The following is a 22,944-nucleotide window of genomic DNA, read 5'->3' as shown; positions in this document are numbered from 1 at the left end:
CCCGGAGCTGCCCCGCCAAATCCGTCGGAGGTGCCGCCGAAATCGTAGACCAGTGCGAAATTCCAGTCGTTGAAGAATTTGCCGGTAACGCCGATGCGCGCGCGGCGGACGTTCTCGCCGCTGTCGAGCTTTTGCGGCGCGGTGGCCGCGGTGTTGGGACGATAGTTGTAGCCGCCGACGTCCCAATGCACGCGGCTGGTGATGGCGACGCAGTTCGCCTGGTCGGCGGTGCAGATGGTCGGCCGGTTGTTCGGCATGGTCACGATCACACCGGACGCCGGCGCGGGGCCCTTCACTGCGATCGCCGCGTTTGCGTTGGCCACGACCTCCTTCGCCTCCGATCGTGCTTCGGCTTTGGCTTCGGCCTTTGCTTCGGCTTTGGCCTTTGCCGTGGCCGCCGTGTTCGCGGCGGTCTGGCTCTGGAGCTTGTCGAGCTTCTGCTCCAGCATCTTCAACTCCTGTTTGAGCAGTGCGATCTCCTGCTCGCTATTGCTCGTGGACTCTGCACAAGCTTGCGAGGCCACCAGCGCACCGCCAACACACAGCGACAATGCAAATGTTTTCCTGAGCACGTCACACCCCCTGCGTTTGATAAACTTTCCACCCTCATTCGACACGTCGCGAGCGAGATTCGCAATAGCCTCATCTCCCGCCGACCTCCCGTTGCCCTACGCCACACGTGGAGTGACCTATTGCGCCTACGAAAAGGAAGTGCGCCTGCCAGAACATTGCGTCCCGTCAACTTCAACGCGGTGGGAGAGTCGTCGCGGTACTGGTTGAGCATACACCTAGCTTTCGCGGCCAAGAGTTATTGGCCTCGCAACGATCCTCTCGTGTGCCCCCGTATCGGTCCATACAACATTCGCGGGAAGTCGCTCATATCAAGGTATGACTGATCATAACGAAGCGATTATCGCGATCTCCAGCCCATTGACGCGACCGCGGCCCGAACTCTTTCATTCATGGCAATTTGGCGCGGCCTATAATGGCCCGCAGCCTTGAGCTGGCACCAGTGGCGCGCTTGCACTCCGATAGCGGCAATGCCTACGAGCTGCGACCCTCGTCTCAACAGGCATTCTCAACTATACCCGCGTATTAACTGCATTAAGCCGATAGACGATCGATTTCTCTTGGCCGTATGTCCACGTTGGTCGTTGGATAAGTTGAGGAGATTCCGATGCAGAGTATTCGTTGTTCGATGTTGACCGCGGCCGCTGCGTTTCCAATTTTGCTCGCTTCTTTGTTGAGCGAACCGGCATTGGGACGCTCGGCTCCGTCGGCTGAGCATTACTGCATGGTGTTCTATACGCATGGTTCAGATTGCGGCTTTACGAGTGAGAAACAGTGCTTGGCGACTGCGTTAGGAATCGGAGCGCAGTGTCTTGAGACGCCATTATCAACGAGTTCCGCAAGTCTTTATGGGAGCGTTTCGATGGGGATTCGGGACGCACATGCAGCATACGCAAGGCCAGTTCGCGACAGAAAGCAGTAGTTATCGGCAGGGAGCTGTTCTGCGGCCAATTGGGGCAGCCCTGCCAGAGGTCCGAAACGGTGGCGTGACCTCACGGGCGAGATGGGAGAGGGCAACGATGTTTGAGGCAAAAATTGCGGCGATCGCCCTCGGTATAACCGCATTCGCGGCACCGGCAGCCGGACACGATGACGGCCGGTTCGGAAGCTCACCATTGAAGTCATGGTTTGAGAGTCTTCAATCCGGTTTTGGAAAGTGCTGTACGGACGCTGACGGGTACGTGGTATCCGATGTGGATTGGGACTCCTATCGAGGTGGTTACAGGGTCCGTATCGAGGACGAATGGGTTGAAGTACCGGGTAGTGCTGTTGTGACAGAACCGAATCGGTTCGGCCGTACAATGGTCTGGAAACACTATATCGACGGGCACCCACATGTCAGGTGCTTCATGCCCGGCAGCATGAGCTAATAGCGTTAGCGATTTCCGATAGGTGATGGCCGAGACGCGGGCGCCCGCTCACTGAGGTACCGAGCTAGTTGGCCTCAGGCATTGGGATCGTTTGCATTGGGATAAAACAGTTGTTGACCGCCAATTTTGAACTCGGCGATTGCTTTTTGGCCCTCAGGCGAGGTTAGCCAATCTATGAAGCGCTGACCCGCCTCCTTATTGACCGAGGGGTACTTGGCGGGGTTGACCAGTATGAGACCGTATTGGTTGAAGAGCCGCTTGTCGCTTTCAATCAAGATCGTAAGATCGCCGCGATTTTTGAAAGCCAACCAGGTGCCGCGGTCTGAGAGTACGTATGCGTTCGATGACGATGCACTATTCAACGCCGCTCCCATGCCCTGGCCTATCTCTTTGTACCACGCAGCACGGAGGCCGCTTAGTTCGACGCCTGCTTCTTTCCAGAGCCTAAGCTCGGCAAGGTGCGTGCCGGACCGATCGCCCCGTGAAATAAAGGCCGCGCTTTCGTCCTTTATCGTTTGTAGCGCTGCCACAACGTCGCGGCCCTTGATGCCTGCCGGGTCGTCCTTCGGACCGATCAGTACGAAGTCATTGTACATGACGGGATAACGCTTCAGACCGAAGCCCTCGGCCACGAACTTGTCTTCAGCTACTCTGGCATGGACAAAGACGACGTCGGCGTCGCCGCGACGTCCGGTGTCAAGAGCCTGCCCGGTACCTTGCGCAACCACCTTGACTTGGATGCCGGTCTTCTCCTGAACAATGGGCAACAAATAGCGAAATAGGCCTGAGTCTTCTGTCGAGGTGGTCGACGCGACAACAATCGTTTGACCCTCAGCTCTCGCGTGACACCCCACGATCGGCAGTGAAACCAATGCAACCACGCGTAACGCCGCAAACAAATGCTTCATCTCGGATCCTCTGCAAAGGCTGGAGACGAGCCCCTACGCATAATCGGTTCAGAAAAGTGGCGGAAGAGAGCGGGAGTTGAACCCACCTGAGACAACCTCTCGATGCCTCACTCGGCTTTCACTCCGAGCGCCCCACCAGGGACGGTTCTCTTCCCTCGTCTTTGTTCGCCACGGACCTCATTGACACTCGACCAGCAGATAGAAGTGTGAGAACCACCGGTTCATCGATGCGCCCTTTACTGGGCGCATTGCCATCCTCGCCGAGGTCCGTCCGGACTCCCTCCCAAATATAACCGTAGCCGCACTTCGAGCTCGAATCCCTTATACGTTGATATGATAGCCCTTGCCGAACGTTGAATGAGCGCACGCGAAGGTCGCCGCTAGTGTGCTTTGCGCTATCAGACCAGAGGAGCGGGCCTGGTTTGCTTTGGTTCTCGGCGCAGGCCAGAGGCTGCTCTCCAGTTCGGAAAATTTGAATGTGATAGCGGCTCGAGCAGTCGTAGCGACGTGCATCCTGGCAGCTGCAGCGCTGCTAGTGAAAGCTGATGGACGTAGCGCCACCGTTCGTATATCGGATGATCCTGGAGGTCGGATTGGAGATTACGTCGTCAGATACCAGGCCCTACGCGCGGCGGGCGATAGGATTATAATCGATGGATATTGTGCGTCGGCCTGCACAATCGTTCTCGGTGCCATTCCACAGAACAGGATTTGTGTTACGCCTCGTGCGGAGCTACTTTTTCACGGGGCCTATGACGCAGGGCCGCATCACAGCAGATTGTCCAACAGAGCAGCCACTAAGAGAAATCAAACGTTATCCGATGTTTTCCTGCGAGCGCCGCGCCGCCGAGCGGCGATGTATCGGCGGGATCAGCTTGGCCGTCGTTTAAGGATATTGGATCTAGCTGCTAGAGTTAACGTCAAGCTTGCGAGTGCGTAAGCTGCGTCGGCTGCTCGCCCGGCAGGTTCGTGCGCCACTGCCGCTCCAGCTCCAGGCTTTTTTCCTGGCAGAGAATATTGGCTTCCTCCAGGTCGGTAGTGCCCGGTCGTGCAGCGAAGGAGTGCGTCCTTACCTAGGGAGATCTCGCCTTGTGCTCGAAGGGGCAACCGTGTCGAGCCGGAGCGAGAAGTCAGCCGAGGTCGTAGTAGTCGGTAGGAAAGCTGCGAAGCCGTCCCGCAGGTGAAGGGCCGAACGAGAGGGAGTGTTTGAGGCCATGCCGATGTGGCGAGCACCGCATCAGATGCCTGCGCAAGCGGCGCGGCCCGGGGTGGGACGCGGTGAAGCCGCGTGTGGCTCGGGCAGCGATGAAGCTCGTCCCCGCGGCATGAACCGAAGGGCACAGGGTCGGCGCTGCTTTTGGCAGCGCTGACGAGAGAGAACCTGCAATGGGCGTGGAAGCGTGTGCGGGCCAACAAAGGCGTAGCCGGTGTGGATATTCTCTGGGTCGACTTCCTCGATCACAACGAAGGTGGCATCGAGCGGCTTCCCGAGCACATCGAGCAGGAGCTCGCTCGATCCCTTGATTAGCGCCGCCTTTTCGTCGGCCGTAAGCGACTGCGTGTCCGACGTTGTTCCTTCGCGGGTCACCCGGATGGTCACGATCGGCATGGTTCGTCTCCTAGACTCAATGGCCGGCGCTCTGACCGCCGTCGACGTGCAGTATCTCGCCCGTGACGAAGGTGGCCTGCTCGAGATAGAGCACGGCATCAACGATGTCGGACATCTCGCCCATGTGGCCGACGAGATGCAGCGCGCCGAGCTGAGCATGCGTTGGAACCGGGTGCATCGGCGATTTGATGATGCCGGGTGAAACCGCGTTCACGCGGATGCCGCGTCTCGCATATTCGATCGCAAGCGATTTGGTCGCGGCATTCAGCCCGCCCTTGCTCAACGACGCCAATACGGAGGGCACGTTCGAATTGGCCTGATCGACCAGGCTAGTCGTGATCTGGACAACGTGGCCCGAGCTCTGCTTCTCCATTTCAGCGATCGCGAGCTGTGTGATTCGGAAGAAGCCGGCAACGTTGACACCCATGACTGCAGCGTAATCGTCGGCGGTGTACTGCGTGAACGGCTTCGCGAGGAAGATGCCGGCGTTGTTGACCAGCGTATCGATGCGGCCGAACCTGGCCATGGACTGCGAAACCACGCGTTCGGCAGTGTTCCAGTCGGCAATATCCCCGAGCACCGCGAGAAGGTCATCGTCACTCGACGCGTTGATCGAGCGTGCCGTTGCAACAACACGATAGCCCCGACCACGAAAGCCCTTGACCAGTGCGGCGCCGATGCCCTGCGACGCACCGGTGATGATGGCGACTTTCTGCTCGACACCCATGACATACTCCCATTATTGATGCGTGCCGAGGGCTGCGGACAGTACCCCGCTCACCTCTTGAGGTACGCGACCCGACTGCGAATACATGCTGACCGGCAGAAACCCTCCCGCCACGCGAACGAGTCGACACTGCCGGTCGTGTGGAACGGAAATTGAGTCAGAGGAGACCGTTATGCGGAGCGACAGAGCTCCCGCTCTGCATCTCCTACTCGTGTTCTCGATGAAACAGTCGTAGCTCAGTGACATAGCTTTTTATGTTTAGGCTGCCTTCCGCTCGTAGACGCTTATACGTTGATATGATCCTTCTCCTCCGATAGTCGTATGAGCGCACGCGAATACCGCGGGGGATTGCTGAAGAAGCGTCGTGAGGCGCTTGGAGGAAAGATACGGGACGATTGCAGAGAGCTTCGATCGAGGCGCTCGCGATGGGCGGCAGACCTGCTTCAGAGTTCGGAGTTGCCGACGCCCCGACCGGCGCAAAATATGGTGAAAAAGAGCGGGAGTTGAACCCAACTGAGACAACCTCTCAATGCCTCACCCGGATTTGGAATCCGAGCGCCCCACCAGGGGCGTTCTCTTCCATTGTCTTCAATCGCCGTCTATCCATCGGCGAGTAAGAGATGAAAATCCCAAACCCAGTCAATTGACCCAGGTCACAGCCCTCACTATTGCCGCACGTTTGTCTTGAAGTCCCGTCGATATGATCGGACCTTTCCAATTGCTGCACACAGGAACACGTGAGACTACGCCACGATCATTTCAAATCAGCGCGGCGACCGCCTCACCTCATCAATGGTCGGCCCTCATCCCGAACGGCTTCGGGTCCAAGTGTCCGGGGTCCAAGTCTCTTTGCCAAATTGCACAGTAAACCATTCAGCGTCCGGAGTATGTCGCTCACCTCAATGTATGAGTGACCGCAGTACGATCGGCGTCTAAATGTATTTTGTTGCTTTGCCGACCCTCCGGAATTGCTCGGCACGAGGAGTGCTAGAGAACAACTTTTTCGGGCAGGTTTGGGCGGCGCCGTTCAGCGATCGTGCACGCAATGTATTTTGACGGGACCTAGCGCCGAGGTGGCTGCGGTTGCACGGGCGAATCCACGGCAATAGCTACGTCGGTGAATTTTCAATGCTTTTCAACGGAGCAGACAAATGGAACGGCGCAGCCTACTTAAAGGTAGCCTTCTAGCCTCGTTCGGACTCGCAGGCAGCCGGGCGCAGGTTTTGGCGGCCTCACCGATTCCGGCCGCGGCGTCGTTGGGCTCGCTTCAGGAGGAAGCAGCGCACGCGACGGAAGGTGATCGACTGGAAACCGACAGTCTCGGTGAAGTGAAAGTCCCAGCTGACAAGCTTTGGGGCGCGCAAACACAGCGCTCGCTCGAGCATTTCAGCATTGGACCGGATCTGATGCCGCGGGAGATGATCACCGCGTATGCCATACTGAAAAAGGCCGCGGCCAACGCAAACTATGCAGAGAAGCGGCTCGGGTCTTTGGAGCATCAGCTCATCGTTCAGGTCTGCGACGAGATCATCGACGGCGAGCACCACAACATGTTTCCACTGCACGTCTGGATGACCGGCAGCGGAACGCAGTTCAATATGAACGTGAACGAGGTGATCTCCAACCGCTGTAGCCAAATCGCGGGCTCGCCACTCGGAAGCAAGAAGCCAGTACATCCGAATGACCACGTCAACATGTCACAGTCGTCGAACGATTCGTTTCCATCAGCCATGTACATCGCGGCTGCGATCAACGTGAAGCACCGCTTGATGCCGGCCGTGGGGGCGCTGTACGACTCCGTTCTCGCGAAATCCACCGAGTGGAAGGATATCATCAAGGTCGGTCGGACGCATATGCAGGACGCGACGCCCATTACTCTTGGACAGGAATGGTCCGGGTATGCGGGGATGCTCGCGGACAATCTTGAGCGGCTCGATGACGCGCTTAAGGGCGTTTATCGCCTCGCGCTGGGTGGCACGGCGGTGGGTACGGGCCTCAACTCGACGATCGGGTTCGCGGAGGCGGCTGCGGCCCAGATCGCCGCGCTGACGAGCCTGCCATTCGTTACAGCGCCCAACAAATTTGCGGTTCAGGGAGCCCACGACGCCTTGGTACAGTTGTCTGGTACCCTACGCACATTGACGGTTTCACTCTACAAGATTGCTAACGATATCCGTCTGATGTCCTGTGGACCGCGCGCAGGCTTCGCCGAGCTCATTATTCCCGCGAATGAGCCGGGATCCTCAATCATGCCCGGCAAGGTTAACCCGACTCAGGCCGAAGCGCTGACGATGATTGCCGCCCAAGTGATTGGGCACGATGTGACCACCGGTTTCGGCGGGGCTAGCGGGTATCTCGAAATGAATGTCTACAAACCCGTCATCATCTACGGCATCACGCACTCAATCACGATTATGACCGACGGTTGCACGAGCTTTCGCAAATTTCTAATCGAAGGCACCAAGCCCAATTTGAAGAAGATCGGGGAATACGTGGACCGGTCGCTGATGCTTGTGACCGCTCTTTCGCCGGTGATTGGCTACGACAAAGCCTCCAAGATCGCCCATTACGCAAATGACGAGGATCTCACGCTGAGAGAGGCGGCCCTGAAGCTCGGCTACGTATCAGCCGCCGACTTCGACCGCATAGTCGACCCCAGGAAAATGATCGAACCGTACGTCGCGGAGTGAAGGGGGCCGGTTGCATCTGGTTGAGCAGACCTAACTTGGAGGAAGAACATGGGCCCATCGGTGCACGTGCCGCGCGCCGCGAAATAAAGCATTCACCTTGTCCCTGTGTGACTATGTTGCTCGGCATGAACGTCTGCCGGCCGCCGGTGATACGATGATCATTGACGGATATTGTACGTCCGCCTGCATCATTATTCTCGCATCATTCCCTCGCTATAAGATTTCGTCACGCCGGGCGCCGCACCGCTTCAAAAAGCAAAGAGCTGTTATGTAGCCGCAGTTTGACGTCCCCCAAAGAGAACCGCTGAGCGTGTGATTAGCGAGCCTGAGACGGAATTTGGCATGGACTTCGTTCCGCGCGTAAACCAGAGACAGATGCCCGCATCAAATCGTCAGACGCCAAATGTGCGTCCCGGCAACATCCATTTGCTACGCGGCTGCTCGCCTCCTGAAATACACCGCGAAATGTGGCACTCGGCGTCAGTACTGCGAGCCGAAGACAGGCTTCGCGAGCATTGCCTTATCCAGGAAGCTCGCGGTTCGGCGCAGGCCGCGATTCAGGCGCCTCTTGCTCGGTCGGCAGCATCACGTAAAAAGCAGCGCCACGAGGCTCGTTAGGCGTCGCCCATAGGCGGCCGCCGTGCGCCTCGATGATGGAGCGGCAGATCGACAAGCCCATGCCCAAACCGCCGTTCTTGGTCGTATAGAACGCGTCGAAGATACGTTCAGAATCGTCGTGAGGCAGCCCCGCCCCTAAATCGCGCACCTGAACGAGGATACCGTGCGGGCCTGCTTTACCAGTGCTAATCAGCAACTCGCGGAGGTTCTTCTTGACCTCGGCCATTGCCTCGACAGCGTTCATGATCAAGTTGAGAATTACCTGCTGCAATTGGACTTTGTCGCCGAAAATTCGTGGCAGATGCTCCGACAGTTGCATTTTCACCGAAACGCTGTGCTCTGAAATCGTGCCACGCGTCAGTCTTACGATTTCGAGAATCGCTTCATTGATACCGAGCGGCTCGGTATGCATCGGCGCCTTCTTTGCCAAGCCACGTATCCGGCTCACGATATCGGCGGCTCGCTTCCCGTCTGTGAGGATCCGATCAATCGACCGCATGGCCTTTTCTAGGTCAGGGGGGTGGCGCGCGAGCCAACGCGCAGCAGTGCCGGCATTCATCAGTGTGGCGCCAATGGGCTGGTTGACTTCATGGGCGATGGAAGCCGCAAGCTGCCCCAGAGTCGCAATCCGATTAGCATGGGCGAGCTGAACTTGGGCTTCAAGACTCCTCCGCTCCGCCTCTCGCAGAGCCGCCTCGCCCTGCTTCCTTTCTCTTAGATCAAGCGCGAAGGCCACGCCCTGGTGTTGAACTTCGCTGAACATCGCACGAGCCAGAAGCACGGGAGCACGGCTGCCATCCTTGCGGAAATACTCCTTCTCAAACGGTTTGCACGTCCCCGTGGAAGCTAATTCCGCCAACGCACTCGCATCGGCTGCCTCCCATTCCGGCGGAGTCAGTGCAGTCCACAGTAACGGACCTGATGCGAGATCGTTATAGCCGTATCCGACCATGTTCAGAAATGCCTCGTTAGCCTCAATGATGCGACCGTCAAGATCGAAAACGTATACTCCGATGATATTCGAATCGACGAGCCGTCGGACCTTGGCTTCTCGCTCTTCGAGGTGACGGTAGAGACGGCTGTTCTCCAGTGAGATCGCTGCCTGCGCCGCTAGGATTTCAAGAACCGCGATCCGAGCTGGCGTGAATACGTGTGAATTGACGGTGTTTTCGAGGAGCAGGACGCCGGCGAGTTGCTTTTGCTTGATGAGCGGAAGGCAAAGCACGGACTTTGCTTGCCGACTACGAAAGTAGTCGTCTCCCGAGAATAGGTTTCGGCTCGAGGCGTCGTCTAGAATCACGCTTTCCTGCGAGCGAATGACATAGCGCACGAGGGATTCGGGACACGCCGCTCCCGCGATCGGATCGCTTCGCATCGTCACTCTTGTCCCAAGCCCTGCCGCTTGCGCTTCGGCGGAGATCAGATATTGGTCTCCTAGTGGGAGAATTAACAGGCCGCGCTCCGCCCCGGCGTTTTCAAGCGCGATCATCATGAGCCGATCAATCAATTTTGGTAAGTCTATTTCCCTCGACAAGGCTTGCGACGCCTTTACGACGCTCACCGCGTCTAAATGCTGGATCGACTCAGTGGCTGCGGCAAGAGCTTGTGTTTCCGGAGAGGCCAGTTTCGGATGGAGCTGGTGGAGCTGCCGAACTTTTCCCTCGGCGCCCCACCGGCGGTAGCAGTAGCTGGCATTCCGGAGATAGGCCACCGAGATCGTCTCGAGATCCCGCATCTTGTAAAACCGTCCGGCGAGTTCGTTTGCAATCGCCTCAATATGAGCAAAATCGCTCGAACGCGCCGAACGAATAGCCCTCTCGTAAAGCTGTTCAGCTTCCAGCGGACGGCCTTCAATCCTCGCAATTTCGGCGCCGACCATTGCGGTACGGCTTTCAAAATTAGCAGGGCAATACGCAGCCCACGTTGCAAGTTGCTTATGATAACCATGGAGGACACTCAGGTGATGTTTTTGCTCTTCAACCGAAGCGGCGTCCCACGATGCAGCGCGAGCCAGCGCGCCGTAAAACGGCAGTTCGGCACTCGTAACTTGCGATGTTGCCGTCCAGAAAAGGTGCTGCGCCTTTTCAGAGGCCGCTACTGCAGTCGCGTAATCTCCCGCAAGAAAGCGGGCCTGTAGCTTCCTTGTCCAGTAAAAGAATTCGGCCAGTGACATGACAGGATTGCCAGCGAGGTGACTTTCTGTTGCCAACTCATCGAATTCTTCGGCGTCGAAAGACCCAAACTGCGGCGTCAATCCCCGGAGTGTGCGAACTAGCGCTCGTTGGGTCCCGCAGATAACGACCATAAGGCCGAAGCGCGACTTCGTTGCGAATGCAAGTGCTTTGTCTGCCTCAACCTCGACTTCGGCGAGCGGATGCCCCGCCACGAGGTAGTTCGTAACCAACACCTTCCAGCTATACGCGGAAAAGGTCAGGTCGCCGTTCCGATGAGCCGCATCAAAGGCGCGGCGGATAAGCCCGCGTGCGCTCGCAAAATGATTTGTCCAGGGGCTCAGAGTGGCGAACGTCAAATAAGTACGCGCCTCATACCGCGTTAGACCACGATTCTCGACCAAATTGATGCCTAACTCGCCAAAGCGATATCCGTCGGCATAGTTGTTGAAGCGCGGCCCGGCGATCATGGCAAACCATAGATAGCCAAAGCACGAAGCATCGCAGTTTCCCTGCTCAAGGCTCAAAGTCACCATGCGACATATTGCCAGCGAGGAGAAATTCTCATCGAAGAAAAGAGCCGGGTGAACTATTTCGGTGAGCACATCGAGGGTGTCGAGCGCGTCGCGGTTTGTCATCAAGGGTAGGTCGACGAGTTCCTCGATTTGCCGACCTCCAACGAGCAGGCGAACCCGCTCATATTCACGCATCACTTCGTCGCGACTTGGACGCCGAGACCAGTTCGTGCCACCGCGTTGGAGATAGCTGAGAAAGATATCAATAGCGCGGTCACTCTGATCCAAAGCCGTGAACAGAGTAACCTGCAAACGTGTGACTAATGCGAAATGATGGTTAGTCTTGGCACGCCGCGAGAGCGTCGACAAACGCACCTCGGCCGCGCTCATCTCAGCAGTGTGCAACTCACATTCGGCGGTCAGCACTTCCATTGAGAAGGTGAGGTCGTAATCCGTTTCCCAGGCTTGATCGTCTGATAGCGATCTGCCGGCCTTTAAGTACGTCAGCGCAGATGCATAGGCCGTGGAAATGCTTGCCCGGCGGCCGGCAATTAGGTTCAGCTGCGCCACTTGGGCGCGCTCCTTGGCTGAGTGAATGAGATGAGAGCCGCGGTTCAGTTGATTGACGATCTCAAATATCATCTCCTCTTGATCTTCTGAAGAACTGCGTCCAGCAAGTAGCCTGCCGATTCGGAGGTGTTCCTCGGCCCGAGCTGATTCCGGCATCAAGGAATAGGCAGCTTCTTGGACACGATCGTGTAGGAATCGATACCAATCGTCCGAACGGAGGATCAGCCCTTCGCGAACCGCGTCCCAGAGAAACTCATGCATTTCATCCAGCGGCTGCTGAGAGACAAGGCCGAGCACCTCGAAGCTTACCCGGTTTCCGATGCAGGCAAAGCGCTGGATGATCTCCCGGGCTTTCGAAGGCAGCCGGTTGAGCTTCGTGACCATAAGTTCCACAACGTTATCCGTGTAAGCCTCCGTCCGAATGCGATTCAGGTCCCAGGACCAGCGCCCCTCATCATAATCATATGCGAGCAACCCCTGGTCAGCGAGCGACGAGAGGAACTGAATAGTAAAGAACGGATTGCCCGCAGTTTTTTCGTGAATTAAGCTTGCAAGCGGCTCTACACGCTCGAGGCCGGCGTGAAAACAATCTACTAACAGTTGCGATAAATGTTCGTGGCGCAGCGGCGAGAGTTCGATGTTGTGCAAGACCGCTCCACCTTGCCGCATCTGCTCGAGTTTTCGCGCGAGCAGGTCGGCGCGGCTTGCTTCATTGTCCCTATAGGCGCCAATCAGGAGTAAGTGTCTCAGCTCCGTCTGGGTCAACAAGTCTTGGATCAGATCCAGTGTCGCGGGATCGAGCCATTGCAAGTCGTCGAGGAACAGCGCAAGCGGGTGTTCAGGGCACGCAAAGATGCCGATGAAGCGTCGGAACACCAGCTGAAACCGTGCGTGGGCATCCTGGGGGGGTAACTCGAGAAGTTGCGGCTGTTCTCCGATAATCTGTTTCAATTCCGGGACGAGATCCACGACAAGAATTCCGTTCGGCCCGAGCGCCTCCCGAATTGCCTGGCGCCAATGAACCAGCTCTTCTTCAGTTTTGCTTAGAAGTGGACGAATAAGCTTCTGAAATGCTTCGGCTAGCGTAGCGTACGGAATGTCCCGCTTGTATTGATCGAACTTGCCTGAGGCAAACAGGGCTCGGGGCGGGACGAGCACTTTTTGCAATTCATTGACGAGGGAAGATTTGCCAACACCGGAGTATCCGGACACAAGCACGAGCTCTGGTCGACCTCCGCCTACCACGCGGTCAAACGATCCTTTGAGCATTGCCAATTCGTTGTCTCGACCGTACAGCACCTCAGGGATCAGCAATCGGTCTGAAATATCGTGCGCGCCGAGCGGAAATGGATCTATGCGATCGTGCGACCTCCATTCGTCGAGACAACGACGGAGGTCGGCTTCGACCCCTGAAGCTGTCTGGTAACGCTCCTCCGCAGTCTTGGCCAATAGCTTCATGACAATCGCTGAAATAACCTCGGGAATTCCGTCGACCAGATCGCTCGGCCGACGAGCCTGCCGTACGATGTGGCAGTAAACCCATTCCAACGGATCGGACGCAGTAAAGGGAAGCGTCCCGGCCGTCAGCACTTCATAAAGTGTCGCGCCGAGCGAATAGAGATCAGTACGTGAATCGATTGAACGATTCATTCGGCCGGTTTGCTCGGGCGCCATATAGGCCAGGGTCCCCCCGATGAGTTCGGGGGGCTCGGGACCCTGCCGTTCTCGCGTAAGTCGCGACGCTATTCCGAAGCCGGTGAGCCGTACATTGCCGTCCCTATGGTTCACGAGAATATGGGCGGGCTTGACATCTTTGTGGATAAGGCCGTGTCGGTGCACCTGGGCGAGAGCTGCCGCAACGCCGACGGCGATGCGCAGGAAACATTCGATGCTGATCGGCTCGAGAAGGAGCGCACTTAGCAGTTCTCCACCAAGATCCTCGAGAACCAGAAAGGTCTGCCGCTCGTCTCGCATAAGCTCAAGCGGTCGTACGGCCCAGGTACTGTCGAGTTCGTGCTTGAGCGAGTATTCGTGGGTAAGACGGTCGAGGGTGGCCGGCGCCGGTTGCTCCGATGCCGCGAGCTTGACGAGTACGCAACCAGCATCTTCGCCGTAGGGCCGGGCTCGGGTTAAGACGATGCCGCTATCTTCCGACAACACTTCGGCGCTACGCATTCCGTTCGCGACGAAGCCGGAAAATGACTGCACTTACAAACCTCACCGATTGAGCCGGGAGTAGTGTCGGGAACGGAGGAGAGTGCCACAAGAGGACGCTCGCACCCCATGACAGCGCACCTGCGTTTCACGTCAGACCGGAACTACCCTAGCACCGTACCTTGCGCTTGTGGAAGCCTGATCCGGCCGGACGACCGAGCCAATCCCACATCGGCAAGAGCGCTACAAGAGCGATGGGATAGAAGCTGAAAATCGCGAGAGAGAATGAGGGTTAGCTAGAATGGGCTCGGACACCAACGCTCTGCGCCGCAAGAGAGCCCCTAGCGTGCAGTAAGTTGACTACCGCTTCAATCGACGGATTCCACTGCTCACGAAACCTACACGCCGATAGTTCGATCGCTAGGTTGTCCAAGCCCCGAAAGATATCGAGTCGCGGAGAGTTTGAGCGCTGGCGACGAACCGCTTCAGTTCCCTACTGCGAGCGCCGGGCACCTAGGCAGTGTCCTTTGTGACGCGGCTCACATTGGCGCAGCCGATTGTGCGACTCCCCATCGAGTTGTCTTCTGATTTGAATCTTCAGTCAGTGTAATGCAGCTATTCGTTTGCCACTTGTGGATGACGAAGCTTGGGCTGAGTCGAGATTGTCTGGCGATTGTGCCTCGATAGGGAGCGCCAGATAAAATGTAGCGCCACGTGGTTGGTTCGGAGCCGCCCAGAAGCGGCCATCATGAGCCTCAATGATCGATGCGCAAATCGATAAGCCCATCCCCAAACCGCTGGCCTTCGTCGTGTAGAAGGCCTCGAACACACGGTCTGGAGCGGCTGGCGGGAGACCCGGACCAGTGTCGCTCACGGCGATGACTACTGCGTCGGGGTCGGCGGTGCTGGTCCTGATCAACAATTCACGGGATTGTCCCGCGACCTCGCTCATCGCTTCAACGGCATTCATGACCAGGTTCAGGATCACCTGTTGCAATTGCACTTTGTTTCCACGGATGCGCGGCAGGCCGTCTGAAAGCTTCATCTCCAGCAAAACGTTGTTGTCAGACATCGCGGCACGGGCCAGCCCAACGATATCCAGAATCGCTTCGTTGATTTCCAGTTCCTCCTTCTGCACGGCGGTCTTTCTGGAGAAATTGCGAATTCGGTTCACGATGTCAGAAGCTCGCGTGGCGTCGCCGACAACTCGGTGAGCCAGAGATCTCGCTTTTTCTGTATCCGGTGGATTCCGGCTTAGCCAACGCATAGCCGTTTCGGCATTTGTAATGATGGCAGCGATGGGTTGGTTTACCTCGTGAGCAATTGAGGCCGCCAATTGGCCCATGGTCGCGACGCGGTTTGCGTGCGCCAATTCCGCCTCGGCGCGTTTTTGGTTGCTTAGATCGAGTGCAAAAACGACGACAGACTTTCCTTGTTCATCCAACGTCGCTCCACCAACCAGCACTGGTACGCGACTTCCGTCTTTCCGGAAGTACTCCTTCTCAAACGGCTGAACAGTTCCGCTCTTCCTCATCTCAGCGACAGCGCGCGCATCTCGATCATGCCATTCAGGTGGCGTTAGCGCTGCCCGGCGCAACAGACCCGCAGCCAGATCTGACTGATCGTATCCTAGAATCCGCAGAAATGCCTGATTGGCTTCTTCAACGTGCTCGTCCGGATCGCCGATCACGATCCCGATGATATTTGATTCAAATAGGCGTCGGACCTTTGCCTCCCGCTGCCTAAGATCGCCGTGCACGACCTGAAGCCTTGCGTGCATCCGGTTGAATGCTCCAGCAAGATGTTCAAGCTCGTCTGCGGACCGCGGCGTACGCCGCTTGAGTTGAAGCGGCGCTAGCGAACTGCAAGGATCGTAGCGCTTCAGAGCCACAGTTATCGCTACGAGATGCCGCGTGATCAACTGGTGCACAATGAGAAGAATAAAGAACGAAACAAGGAAGGTCTTCATCGCTTGACCCACCATAATGACGATGGCGGCGTCGAGAAGACGACGATAGATTTGATCAAACGTCGCTTCTACCACGAGGATACCGATCAACTGCTCGGCATCGCGGTTCGCATAATAAAGTCGGATTTCCCGCCGAGCGGGTGGATTGTTTTGGCGGAGGCCAGCAGTCACCATGACCGGGGCAGCACGGTCAGTAGCTTCGCGCAGCTCTACGTAACTGATATCAGGCAGATGTATAATACCGTCGACTTGTAGTCGCAGCTGGCGCTCATCCACCCTCCAAAGACCATCGCCGAGGCTGCGACGATAGCCGCTGTCTATTTCCGACATCCGAAGATCGATTGCCTGGACATCCCGGCGGTAGTCGAAGTACAGCTCCGTCATAGTCAGAAGCAGCGTGACTACCGAGCTGAAGAAAAGGACCTGCAGCAATAGGCGCCAGCCGACTCCGCTGCGAACGCTAGGGAGCAGGCTGCGCGCAGGCCTAAGCCAAGCCATCGCTGGCGTCCCCGGCAGGTGTGGAGTAAACTTGCACAACTCGCCCTCGAGACGCTAATTCCCTTCAGTGGGAGAATAAGGCTGTTCTGCCCGGCATACGTCGATCATACCTAAGCATGATTTTCGGTCGATCTCTAGTGTGCAAGCTAGGCTGAGGGGAGCCGCGCGATGAGAACGTTGTTCTCTTTCCGTTTTCTGTACTTAATAGTTGCTCTGCTCTGCACGATCGTCGGACGAGCGTTGTCGGCGGAATCATTGAGACTTACAGCCGGTAGTCAGCGGCCTTATTCGCAGCTTAGCGACAAAGAGGCGCCGGGGTTCAGTGTGGAAGTGCTTAGAAGGGTTTTCGCGACGATTGGCCAAGATGTTTCGTTCGAGACGATCCCATGGGAGCGCAGTTGGCTTATGCTTGCCCGAGGCGAGATCGACGGAATGTTCCCGATGTTGCGTGCAAAGGAGCGAGAGCGGATATGTTCTTTTTCTGATGAGCCCTTGGCCGAGGGGAAGTGGGTCATGTTTATACGCTCGGACGACCTGGGCAGGCTGAACTTCTCATCTTTCGATGATCTTGTCGGGCACGACGTCGGGGTTCATAGAGTGCTCCCCAGCTTGTTCGAGCAGCCGACTGGGAGCTATCTTGAGCTATGGAAGTTCTTGCGCGAGCAGCACAATATGGTGGAGACGGACGGGGGTCTAAGTAGCTTGCGTCTGTTGGCCGCTGGCCGTGTCGATTACGTTTACACGAACCTCGCCACAGGCATGAGCTATATCTCGCTCCTGGGGCTATCCGGAAAAATTCAGCCGCTTTTGTCGGGCAAGGTGGTTGAGGATGGAATGTATCTTTGCTTCAGCAAGACGCGTGTTGACCCGGCGCTAGTCGATGCGTTCTCGCGCGCGTTGAAGGAATTCAAGCAGACTGACGATTTCCGGTCGATCTATCATAAATATTTTCCATAACTTTCTATTCGACACCAGAATATCCCTGATTGCCCGTACCTTCGTATGCCACCTACGCCGAGGATCTAAAAAAATGGCTTCCTGGCAAAAGCGGATCGATCCGACCCCCCGCGCAACGCGTGTGCGGCCAAGCTAGTGTCTTCGGATTCATAGGTACACGCGCTCTTCGCAACTTGTCCCTACGCCTTTTAGTCCTTTCATCAAATGGCAGGGTGACTGGGCGAACTCCGGCGCGTGCTTGTCTTCAGTACGAGGCGACCCGACAGTTCTGCGACTTGGCGATAGCATCATGTCTCGGCAGCGCGCTCATAGACCGCAATCTGGACATAGGCCCAATACTGGGCAGGCAAGGCCTGATACCCGCTCACGTCTCCAGGACGCAAGCCCTCAGTCCTGCACAATTTCGACGCGCAAGCTGGCGACCATACATTGATATGACCACCTTCGTCCTAAGGTCGGATGCAAGCTGGGTGCCGGTATTTGCGATTGTAGTCGTGAAGCCGCCGGAAAAGATTGGGCGCCCGGCCCGCCACGAGCATCGCCACTGGAGGGTGCAAGAGGTGAGTATGATACCGGGAAGGCACGTAAACTTCGGGGACGCGTCTCTACAAGGGCTATTGGCGAAGCCGCACGGGTTTTCATGCGAAGACAAACAGAGACTCTGACAAGAGGCGGCCCGTGATCAACAAGCGCATTGAACGTCGCCTTGAAGCGGTGCTTGCGGCGGATGTTGCTTCCTACAGCCGTCTCATGGGAGAGGATGAAGAAGGCACCCTTGAGCGCCTGAAAGCCTGCCGTCGAGAGCTGATAGATCCAACAATCGATGAGCATCGAGGGCGACTCGTCAAAACCACCGGTGACGGCCTTCTCATTGAGTTTGCAAGTGCCGTGGACGCCGTACGCTGCGCGATCGAGATTCAACGCCGCATGGCGAGCGGCAATGTCGATGTACCGGATAGCAAGCGAATCGACTTTCGAATCGGGATCCATGTCGGCGATATCATGATCGACGGGGACGACATCTTCGGGGACGGCGTTAACATCGCGGCACGCCTGGAAGGCATCGCGGAGCCGGGCGGCATCTGTGTTTCTGATGATGCTTATCGTCAGATCAGAGGCAAGACCGAGATCGCCTACGACGATATTGGACCCCAAGCTCTAAAAAACATTTCGGAACCCATGCGTGCTTGGCGAGCCCGGCCGGTCAACATGGCAGCGAGTGCGACGCCCATCGACCGGCCGCTCCGTCTGCCGGATAGGCCTTCCATCGCAGTGTTGCCGTTCCAAAACATGAGTGGGGACCCCGATCAGGACTATTTCGCGGATGGGATAGTCGAGGACATCCTCACTGCCCTATCTCGGTTCAAGCAGCTTTTCGTCATCGCCCGAAACTCGAGCTTCACCTACAGGGGGCGTCCGCTGGACCTGAAACAGGTCAGCCGCGAGTTGGGCGTGCGTTACGTGCTTGAAGGCAGCGTTCGCAAGTCAGGCAACACCGTCCGGATCACAGGACAGCTCATCGACCCCGGAACGTCTCGGCATCTTTGGGCCGACCGCTTCGACGGAGCTCTCGAAGACGTATTCGGGTTGCAAGACAAGGTGACCACGAGCGTCGTAAGTGCCCTGGTCCCGAAACTGGACCAAGTCGAATTCGAGCGGGTAAAGTACAAACCGACCGAAAGCTTGGATGCTTACGACAGCTACCTGCGCGCAGTCGCGAGCGCGGTGCCGTACACGCGACAGGGTGACAACGTCGCTCTGGGTTTATTTTATCGCGCCATCGAACTCGATCGCGACTTTGCCGTGGCCTATGGGTGCGCGTCTTTGATTTTCACCACCCGCAAGTCGAATGGCTGGATGAGTGACCGGAAAGGAGACACCGCCGAGGGGATTCGTTTGGCCAGGAGCGCCGTGGAATTGGGGAACGACGATGCGGCGGCGCTGTGTTGGGGAGGGTTTGCGCTCGGTTATCTCGCGCTCGAGCTCGACGAAGGGATCGCCTGTCTTGATCGCGCGTTGGCGCTGAATCCCAATTTGGCGTCCGCCTGGTACATAAGCGGATTTCTCTTGGCCTATGCGGGCGAGCCAGACGAGGCGATCGAGCGTTTCGAAACTGCTATGCGTCTTAGTCCTCGCGATCCACTCCTGTTTCGTATGCATGCCGGCATCGCCTATGCTCATTTTTTCGCAGGCGACTACGCTCAGGCTAGCGCTTGGGCCGACCGAGCGGTACGTGCGCGTCCAAATTGGCTTACCGCTATCCGAGTCGCCGCGGCCAGTAACGCGCTCGCCGGACGGCTGGATGAAGCCAAGCAGTTCATGACGCGGATGCGCGAGCTGGATCCGGTGTTGCGCATAGCGGATCTCAAGGAGCTCCTGCCGTTGCGATCCTCAAAAGACTTAACGAAGTGGGTAGATTCGCTCCGGTTGTCCGGGTTGCCTGACTGACCCATTCAACCAACTCGCGTCCGCCAACCTCCAAGTACGGATACCACTCATAGGAACCATGGCTTCTCGGTGTCACGCGGCCACAGACCCGGAGAACGGCGCACCAAGGGGGAATTCCTTCACAACTCGGAGCGCCACCCGGGCTGAAGTGACTAGCTATTCGCCAAACATTCGGCATCAGGTGCGACGGTTGCTTGCTCGCGTAGGACGACGGAATGCGTGTTGGGGAGACCGTTGATCGGAACGTAGGCTGATCAAGAAACGCTGCTGTGGCCGAGCGCACCAAGAGGCTGGCCGCGCGGATGCAGCGATCTAGCTGCCGATCGATGTCGCGATCTTTTCGGGTCGATGGCGAGATCGCCTGGCCGAAGAAGCCGGATAGGCAGGGAGCTTGCCGAGTGCATCCAAAACCCAAGGGCAACGGGAAAGCCAGATGGCGCTTGACCAGATCATAAGTTGGTACTAATCATAAGTCATGACTGTTTATCATGCGCAGCTAGCCGCGCTTGGCGACTCGACCCGTCGAACGATCTTCGAGCTGATCGCGGAGCGTCCACGTTCGGTCGTTGAGATTACCCGGAAGGTACCGGTCTCCCAGTCTGCCGTCTCACAGCATCTCAAGGTGCTGCGCGACTCGCGGCTGGTGCGCGCGGAGCAGAAGGGCGCAAGCAACGTCTATCACATCGACCCTCACGGGCTTGGCCAGATGCGTGCTTGGCTCGACCGGTTTTGGAGCAAGACGCTGGCCGCCTACAAGGTGGTCGTCGAGCAACAGGAGTCACAATGAACATGCGTGTAGGACTTACGGCCGTGAAACAATCCATCGTGGTCGAGGCACCGATCGCGCGCGCATTTAAGATCTTCACCGAAGGGTTCGGGAGTTTCAAACCGCCTGAGCACAACCTGCTCCGCGTCCAGATCGCCGAGACGGTGTTCGAGCCTCGGGTGGGTGGGTACATTTATGACCGAGGCATCGATGGGAGCGAGTGCCGCTGGGCGCGCGTGCTGGCCTACGAACCGCCGGACCGGGTGCTGCTCAGCTGGGACATCAGCCCCCAATGGCAGATCGAGACTGACCCGGAAAAAACCAGCGAGTGGGAGGTGCGGTTCACTGCTGAAACGCCGAACCGGACCCGAGTCGACCTTGAGCACCGCAATCTGGAACGCCATGGCGATGGCTGGGAAGCCGTGCGGGACGGTGTCGACGGTGATCAAGGCTGGCCGCTTTATCTTCGGCGCTACGTCGATCTTTTCACCCCCGCTTCCTGACTGAGTGAAGCGCGTTGATAGAGGCAATCAATCACGTTGATTGTTTCCGGCCCGCCGACATCGCGATCAAGCTTAGCCGAGGTCAGCATGGAAGCTTACAGCCTGAGTGTCGTCGGAGTGCTCGCGCTCTGTGTCGTGTCCATCCTCTTGGCGGTCCATTCGGGCTACTCAAAGGGACGTGCGAGGGCCCTCTCCGGTCCAGTGCTTCCGGCCGACGATGCAAACCTCCTCTATCGCATCGATCGTGTACACATGAATTCTGTGGAGGCGCTGGCACCCTTCGCGGTCCCGGCCGTGCTGGCGATGATGGTAGGTGTCAGGCCAAGCACGCTAGCGGTGCTGGTATGGATCCATGTTGCGATCCGCCTTGTACATGCCGCCACCTATTTGCGCGGCGGCAACGCAGCAAAAGGTGGGAGTATCAGAACAATTCTCTACGTCTCCGGCGCGTTGGTCACAGTAATCCTTGTTGTGGTGACGGGCTGGGCAGCGATGCGTTGAGGCAATCGCCGCGGACTGAACTGACCTCTCCCAGCCCAGAGATAGAGTAGAACGACAAAGACACGGAGTTTTTTTGCGAAGAAGATAACGGCCCGTGGCAGGTAGTTGGGATCGAAGTCGGCGAACTACTCAAGGCCACGGTGGCCCAGGATGGTCAGTCTCCTGCCTTACGGTAAGGAGCCGATCATCCCTGATCTACTGCAGGAAACTGTTCACGCGGACTGCGGACAAGCCTATCATGTCGCTAGATCTTCCTGCGTCGCCGGAAAATCGAAGCTGTTGTCGGTCGCCGCACCGACGCTCCAGATGGGGTTCGCAGACGCGGTGCGCCATGCGGCTGTTCCGCGGCTCGCCCGTCATGCCAACCAGCCCTTTGCGCAGTACGGCTTCGTCGACGAAAGTTGCCGACCACAGCGGGCGAGTGAGCGTTCCGCCAGGCGCGCGATCAGCTGGTTTCAGGCGGCCCTCACGGTAGTGAGGCCGACCTCAAGCTTGAGGCGGTTGCTATCACCGGCCAGCGACTGTGCCGAGGACAGCACCTGTGCGGAGGCCGAGCCGGTTTCGCTGGCACCTCGCTGCACGTCGGTGATGTTGGAAGAGACCTCATGGGTACCCTGCGCAGCCTGCTGGATGTTGCGGGAAATCTCCTGCATCGCTGCGCCCTGCTCCTCCACCGCCGCCGCGATGGTCGAGGAGATCTCGGAAAGCTTTTCGATGGTGCCGCTGATTGCCTTGTCGTTCACGGACTCCTGGGTCGCGACAATCGCCTTCCCGTAATCCTGCAAGGCCGGTCCCACGATGCAGCTTCGCAGCAAGCCTCCATTGTGAATCGGCGTGGGGTCCAAACACCTATTGGCGAGCAGAGCAGCGGCGATGTGGAAGATCATTTCATTTTGACCCCACGCCGCGCCCAGATGCCAATTGCGGCTTCGGCATCACAGGCAGGGAGAACCAGGTTTCGGTGGCGTCCTACGTGCCGTTGATCAGATCGCGAGCTAGCTTCAGCAAAAGTGTGAACCCCGGCAAAGCGCACCGGCGCGATATCGAAGCAAGGGTTTGGGCCTCGGTCCATGACGACCCAACACTTAGAGCCTCGCTGTCTCGTTTCGGGGGATACGAAGCCGCTGTATTCAAGCGGCTGAAGGGGCGACGTTTGGACAATGGAATGGATTGCAAACGATCCGTCGGCCCGAGCCGCGTTTGAAAGGATCCTTCGGTCCGTTCAAACCAAATCGAAATGAAGTAACACTCGCAACGAGACGCGGACAGCAAACGCTCCGGTTTGCTTAGGCCCGGAGAGCCTGGGCCTCGTGAACTGCTCGCCTCCATTCATCCTTAACGCCTCAACAATACTCTATACCTCGGGACTGACACTTTCGGAGGTGGCCGAAAGAACAAGT

General features: G+C 57.5%; 13 protein-coding genes, 2 tRNA genes and 2 pseudogenes. 8 read left to right on the top strand and 9 right to left on the bottom strand.

Translation table 11 applies throughout. The annotated features are described in order from the left end of the window. On the bottom strand, positions 1-572 hold a 572-nt coding region (locus AC0L2O_RS31070), incomplete at its 3' end, for a porin (RefSeq protein ID WP_473372442.1). Positions 573-1,177: 605 nt separating this feature from the next. On the opposite strand from AC0L2O_RS31070, the gene AC0L2O_RS31065 reads away from it, so the two are divergent. Next, on the top strand, positions 1,178-1,492 hold the full coding sequence (locus AC0L2O_RS31065) for a DUF3551 domain-containing protein (protein ID WP_473372441.1): 315 nt from the start codon (positions 1,178-1,180) through the stop codon (positions 1,490-1,492). 97 nt (positions 1,493-1,589) lie between these two features. Then, positions 1,590-1,940, top strand: coding sequence for a hypothetical protein (locus AC0L2O_RS31060; protein ID WP_473372440.1), 351 nt, complete (start codon positions 1,590-1,592; stop codon positions 1,938-1,940). Between the two features lie 74 nt (positions 1,941-2,014). On the opposite strand, the gene AC0L2O_RS31055 is transcribed toward AC0L2O_RS31060, so the two are convergent. The 5 genes and pseudogenes from AC0L2O_RS31055 to AC0L2O_RS31035 form a co-directional block, all read right to left on the bottom strand. Further along, positions 2,015-2,848, bottom strand: a complete 834-nt coding sequence (locus AC0L2O_RS31055; RefSeq protein ID WP_473372439.1) for an ABC transporter substrate-binding protein — start codon at positions 2,846-2,848, stop codon at positions 2,015-2,017. Between the two features lie 57 nt (positions 2,849-2,905). Next, positions 2,906-3,002, bottom strand: a tRNA-OTHER gene (locus AC0L2O_RS31050). A 1,281-nt stretch (positions 3,003-4,283) separates the two neighbouring features. Further along, positions 4,284-4,457 (bottom strand): annotated as a pseudogene (locus tag AC0L2O_RS31045) (tautomerase family protein); the annotation flags it as partial. A gap of 16 nt (positions 4,458-4,473) precedes the next feature. Further along, positions 4,474-5,184, bottom strand: a complete 711-nt coding sequence (locus tag AC0L2O_RS31040) for an SDR family NAD(P)-dependent oxidoreductase (protein ID WP_473372438.1) — start codon at positions 5,182-5,184, stop codon at positions 4,474-4,476. A 484-nt stretch (positions 5,185-5,668) separates the two neighbouring features. Beyond that, positions 5,669-5,765 (bottom strand) — tRNA-OTHER (locus AC0L2O_RS31035). Positions 5,766-6,335: 570 nt separating this feature from the next. Between AC0L2O_RS31035 and fumC the strand changes: the two genes are divergently transcribed. After that, positions 6,336-7,874: a class II fumarate hydratase gene (gene fumC / locus AC0L2O_RS31030; RefSeq protein ID WP_473372437.1), complete on the top strand. Its 1,539-nt coding sequence runs from the start codon at positions 6,336-6,338 to the stop codon at positions 7,872-7,874. A 520-nt stretch (positions 7,875-8,394) separates the two neighbouring features. On the opposite strand, the gene AC0L2O_RS31025 is transcribed toward fumC, so the two are convergent. Further along, positions 8,395-13,923 (bottom strand): trifunctional serine/threonine-protein kinase/ATP-binding protein/sensor histidine kinase, encoded by a 5,529-nt coding sequence (locus tag AC0L2O_RS31025; protein ID WP_473372445.1) that lies wholly within the window; start codon positions 13,921-13,923, stop codon positions 8,395-8,397. A gap of 580 nt (positions 13,924-14,503) precedes the next feature. Next, positions 14,504-16,303, bottom strand: a complete 1,800-nt coding sequence (locus tag AC0L2O_RS31020) for a sensor histidine kinase (protein WP_473372436.1) — start codon at positions 16,301-16,303, stop codon at positions 14,504-14,506. 234 nt (positions 16,304-16,537) lie between these two features. On the opposite strand from AC0L2O_RS31020, the gene AC0L2O_RS31015 reads away from it, so the two are divergent. The 5 genes from AC0L2O_RS31015 to AC0L2O_RS30995 all read left to right on the top strand — a co-directional run bounded on the left by AC0L2O_RS31015 (position 16,538) and on the right by AC0L2O_RS30995 (position 21,544). Next, positions 16,538-17,326 (top strand): substrate-binding periplasmic protein, encoded by a 789-nt coding sequence (locus AC0L2O_RS31015; RefSeq protein ID WP_473372435.1) that lies wholly within the window; start codon positions 16,538-16,540, stop codon positions 17,324-17,326. 678 nt (positions 17,327-18,004) lie between these two features. Next, complete coding sequence (locus AC0L2O_RS31010) at positions 18,005-19,774, top strand: adenylate/guanylate cyclase domain-containing protein (protein ID WP_473372434.1); 1,770 nt, start codon at positions 18,005-18,007, stop codon at positions 19,772-19,774. Between the two features lie 475 nt (positions 19,775-20,249). After that, positions 20,250-20,561 carry an ArsR/SmtB family transcription factor gene (locus tag AC0L2O_RS31005; protein ID WP_473372433.1) on the top strand — a complete coding sequence of 104 codons (312 nt, stop codon included), beginning with the start codon at positions 20,250-20,252 and terminating at the stop codon, positions 20,559-20,561. Further along, a complete protein-coding gene (locus AC0L2O_RS31000) occupies positions 20,558-21,043 on the top strand; it encodes an SRPBCC family protein (RefSeq protein ID WP_473372432.1) in 486 nt (161 codons plus the stop codon). The genes AC0L2O_RS31005 and AC0L2O_RS31000 overlap by 4 nt, the downstream gene beginning before the upstream one ends. 87 nt (positions 21,044-21,130) lie before the next feature. Further along, complete coding sequence (locus AC0L2O_RS30995; protein WP_473372431.1) at positions 21,131-21,544, top strand: MAPEG family protein; 414 nt, start codon at positions 21,131-21,133, stop codon at positions 21,542-21,544. Positions 21,545-21,999: 455 nt separating this feature from the next. Here the strand turns inward: AC0L2O_RS30995 and AC0L2O_RS30990 are convergent. Beyond that, positions 22,000-22,302: pseudogene (locus AC0L2O_RS30990) on the bottom strand (methyl-accepting chemotaxis protein); the annotation flags it as partial. Between the last annotated feature and the right edge of the window lie 642 nt (positions 22,303-22,944).

This window comes from Bradyrhizobium sp. Kon10 (genome assembly GCF_055807395.1).
This window is presented reverse-complemented; position numbering and strand designations above follow the sequence as displayed.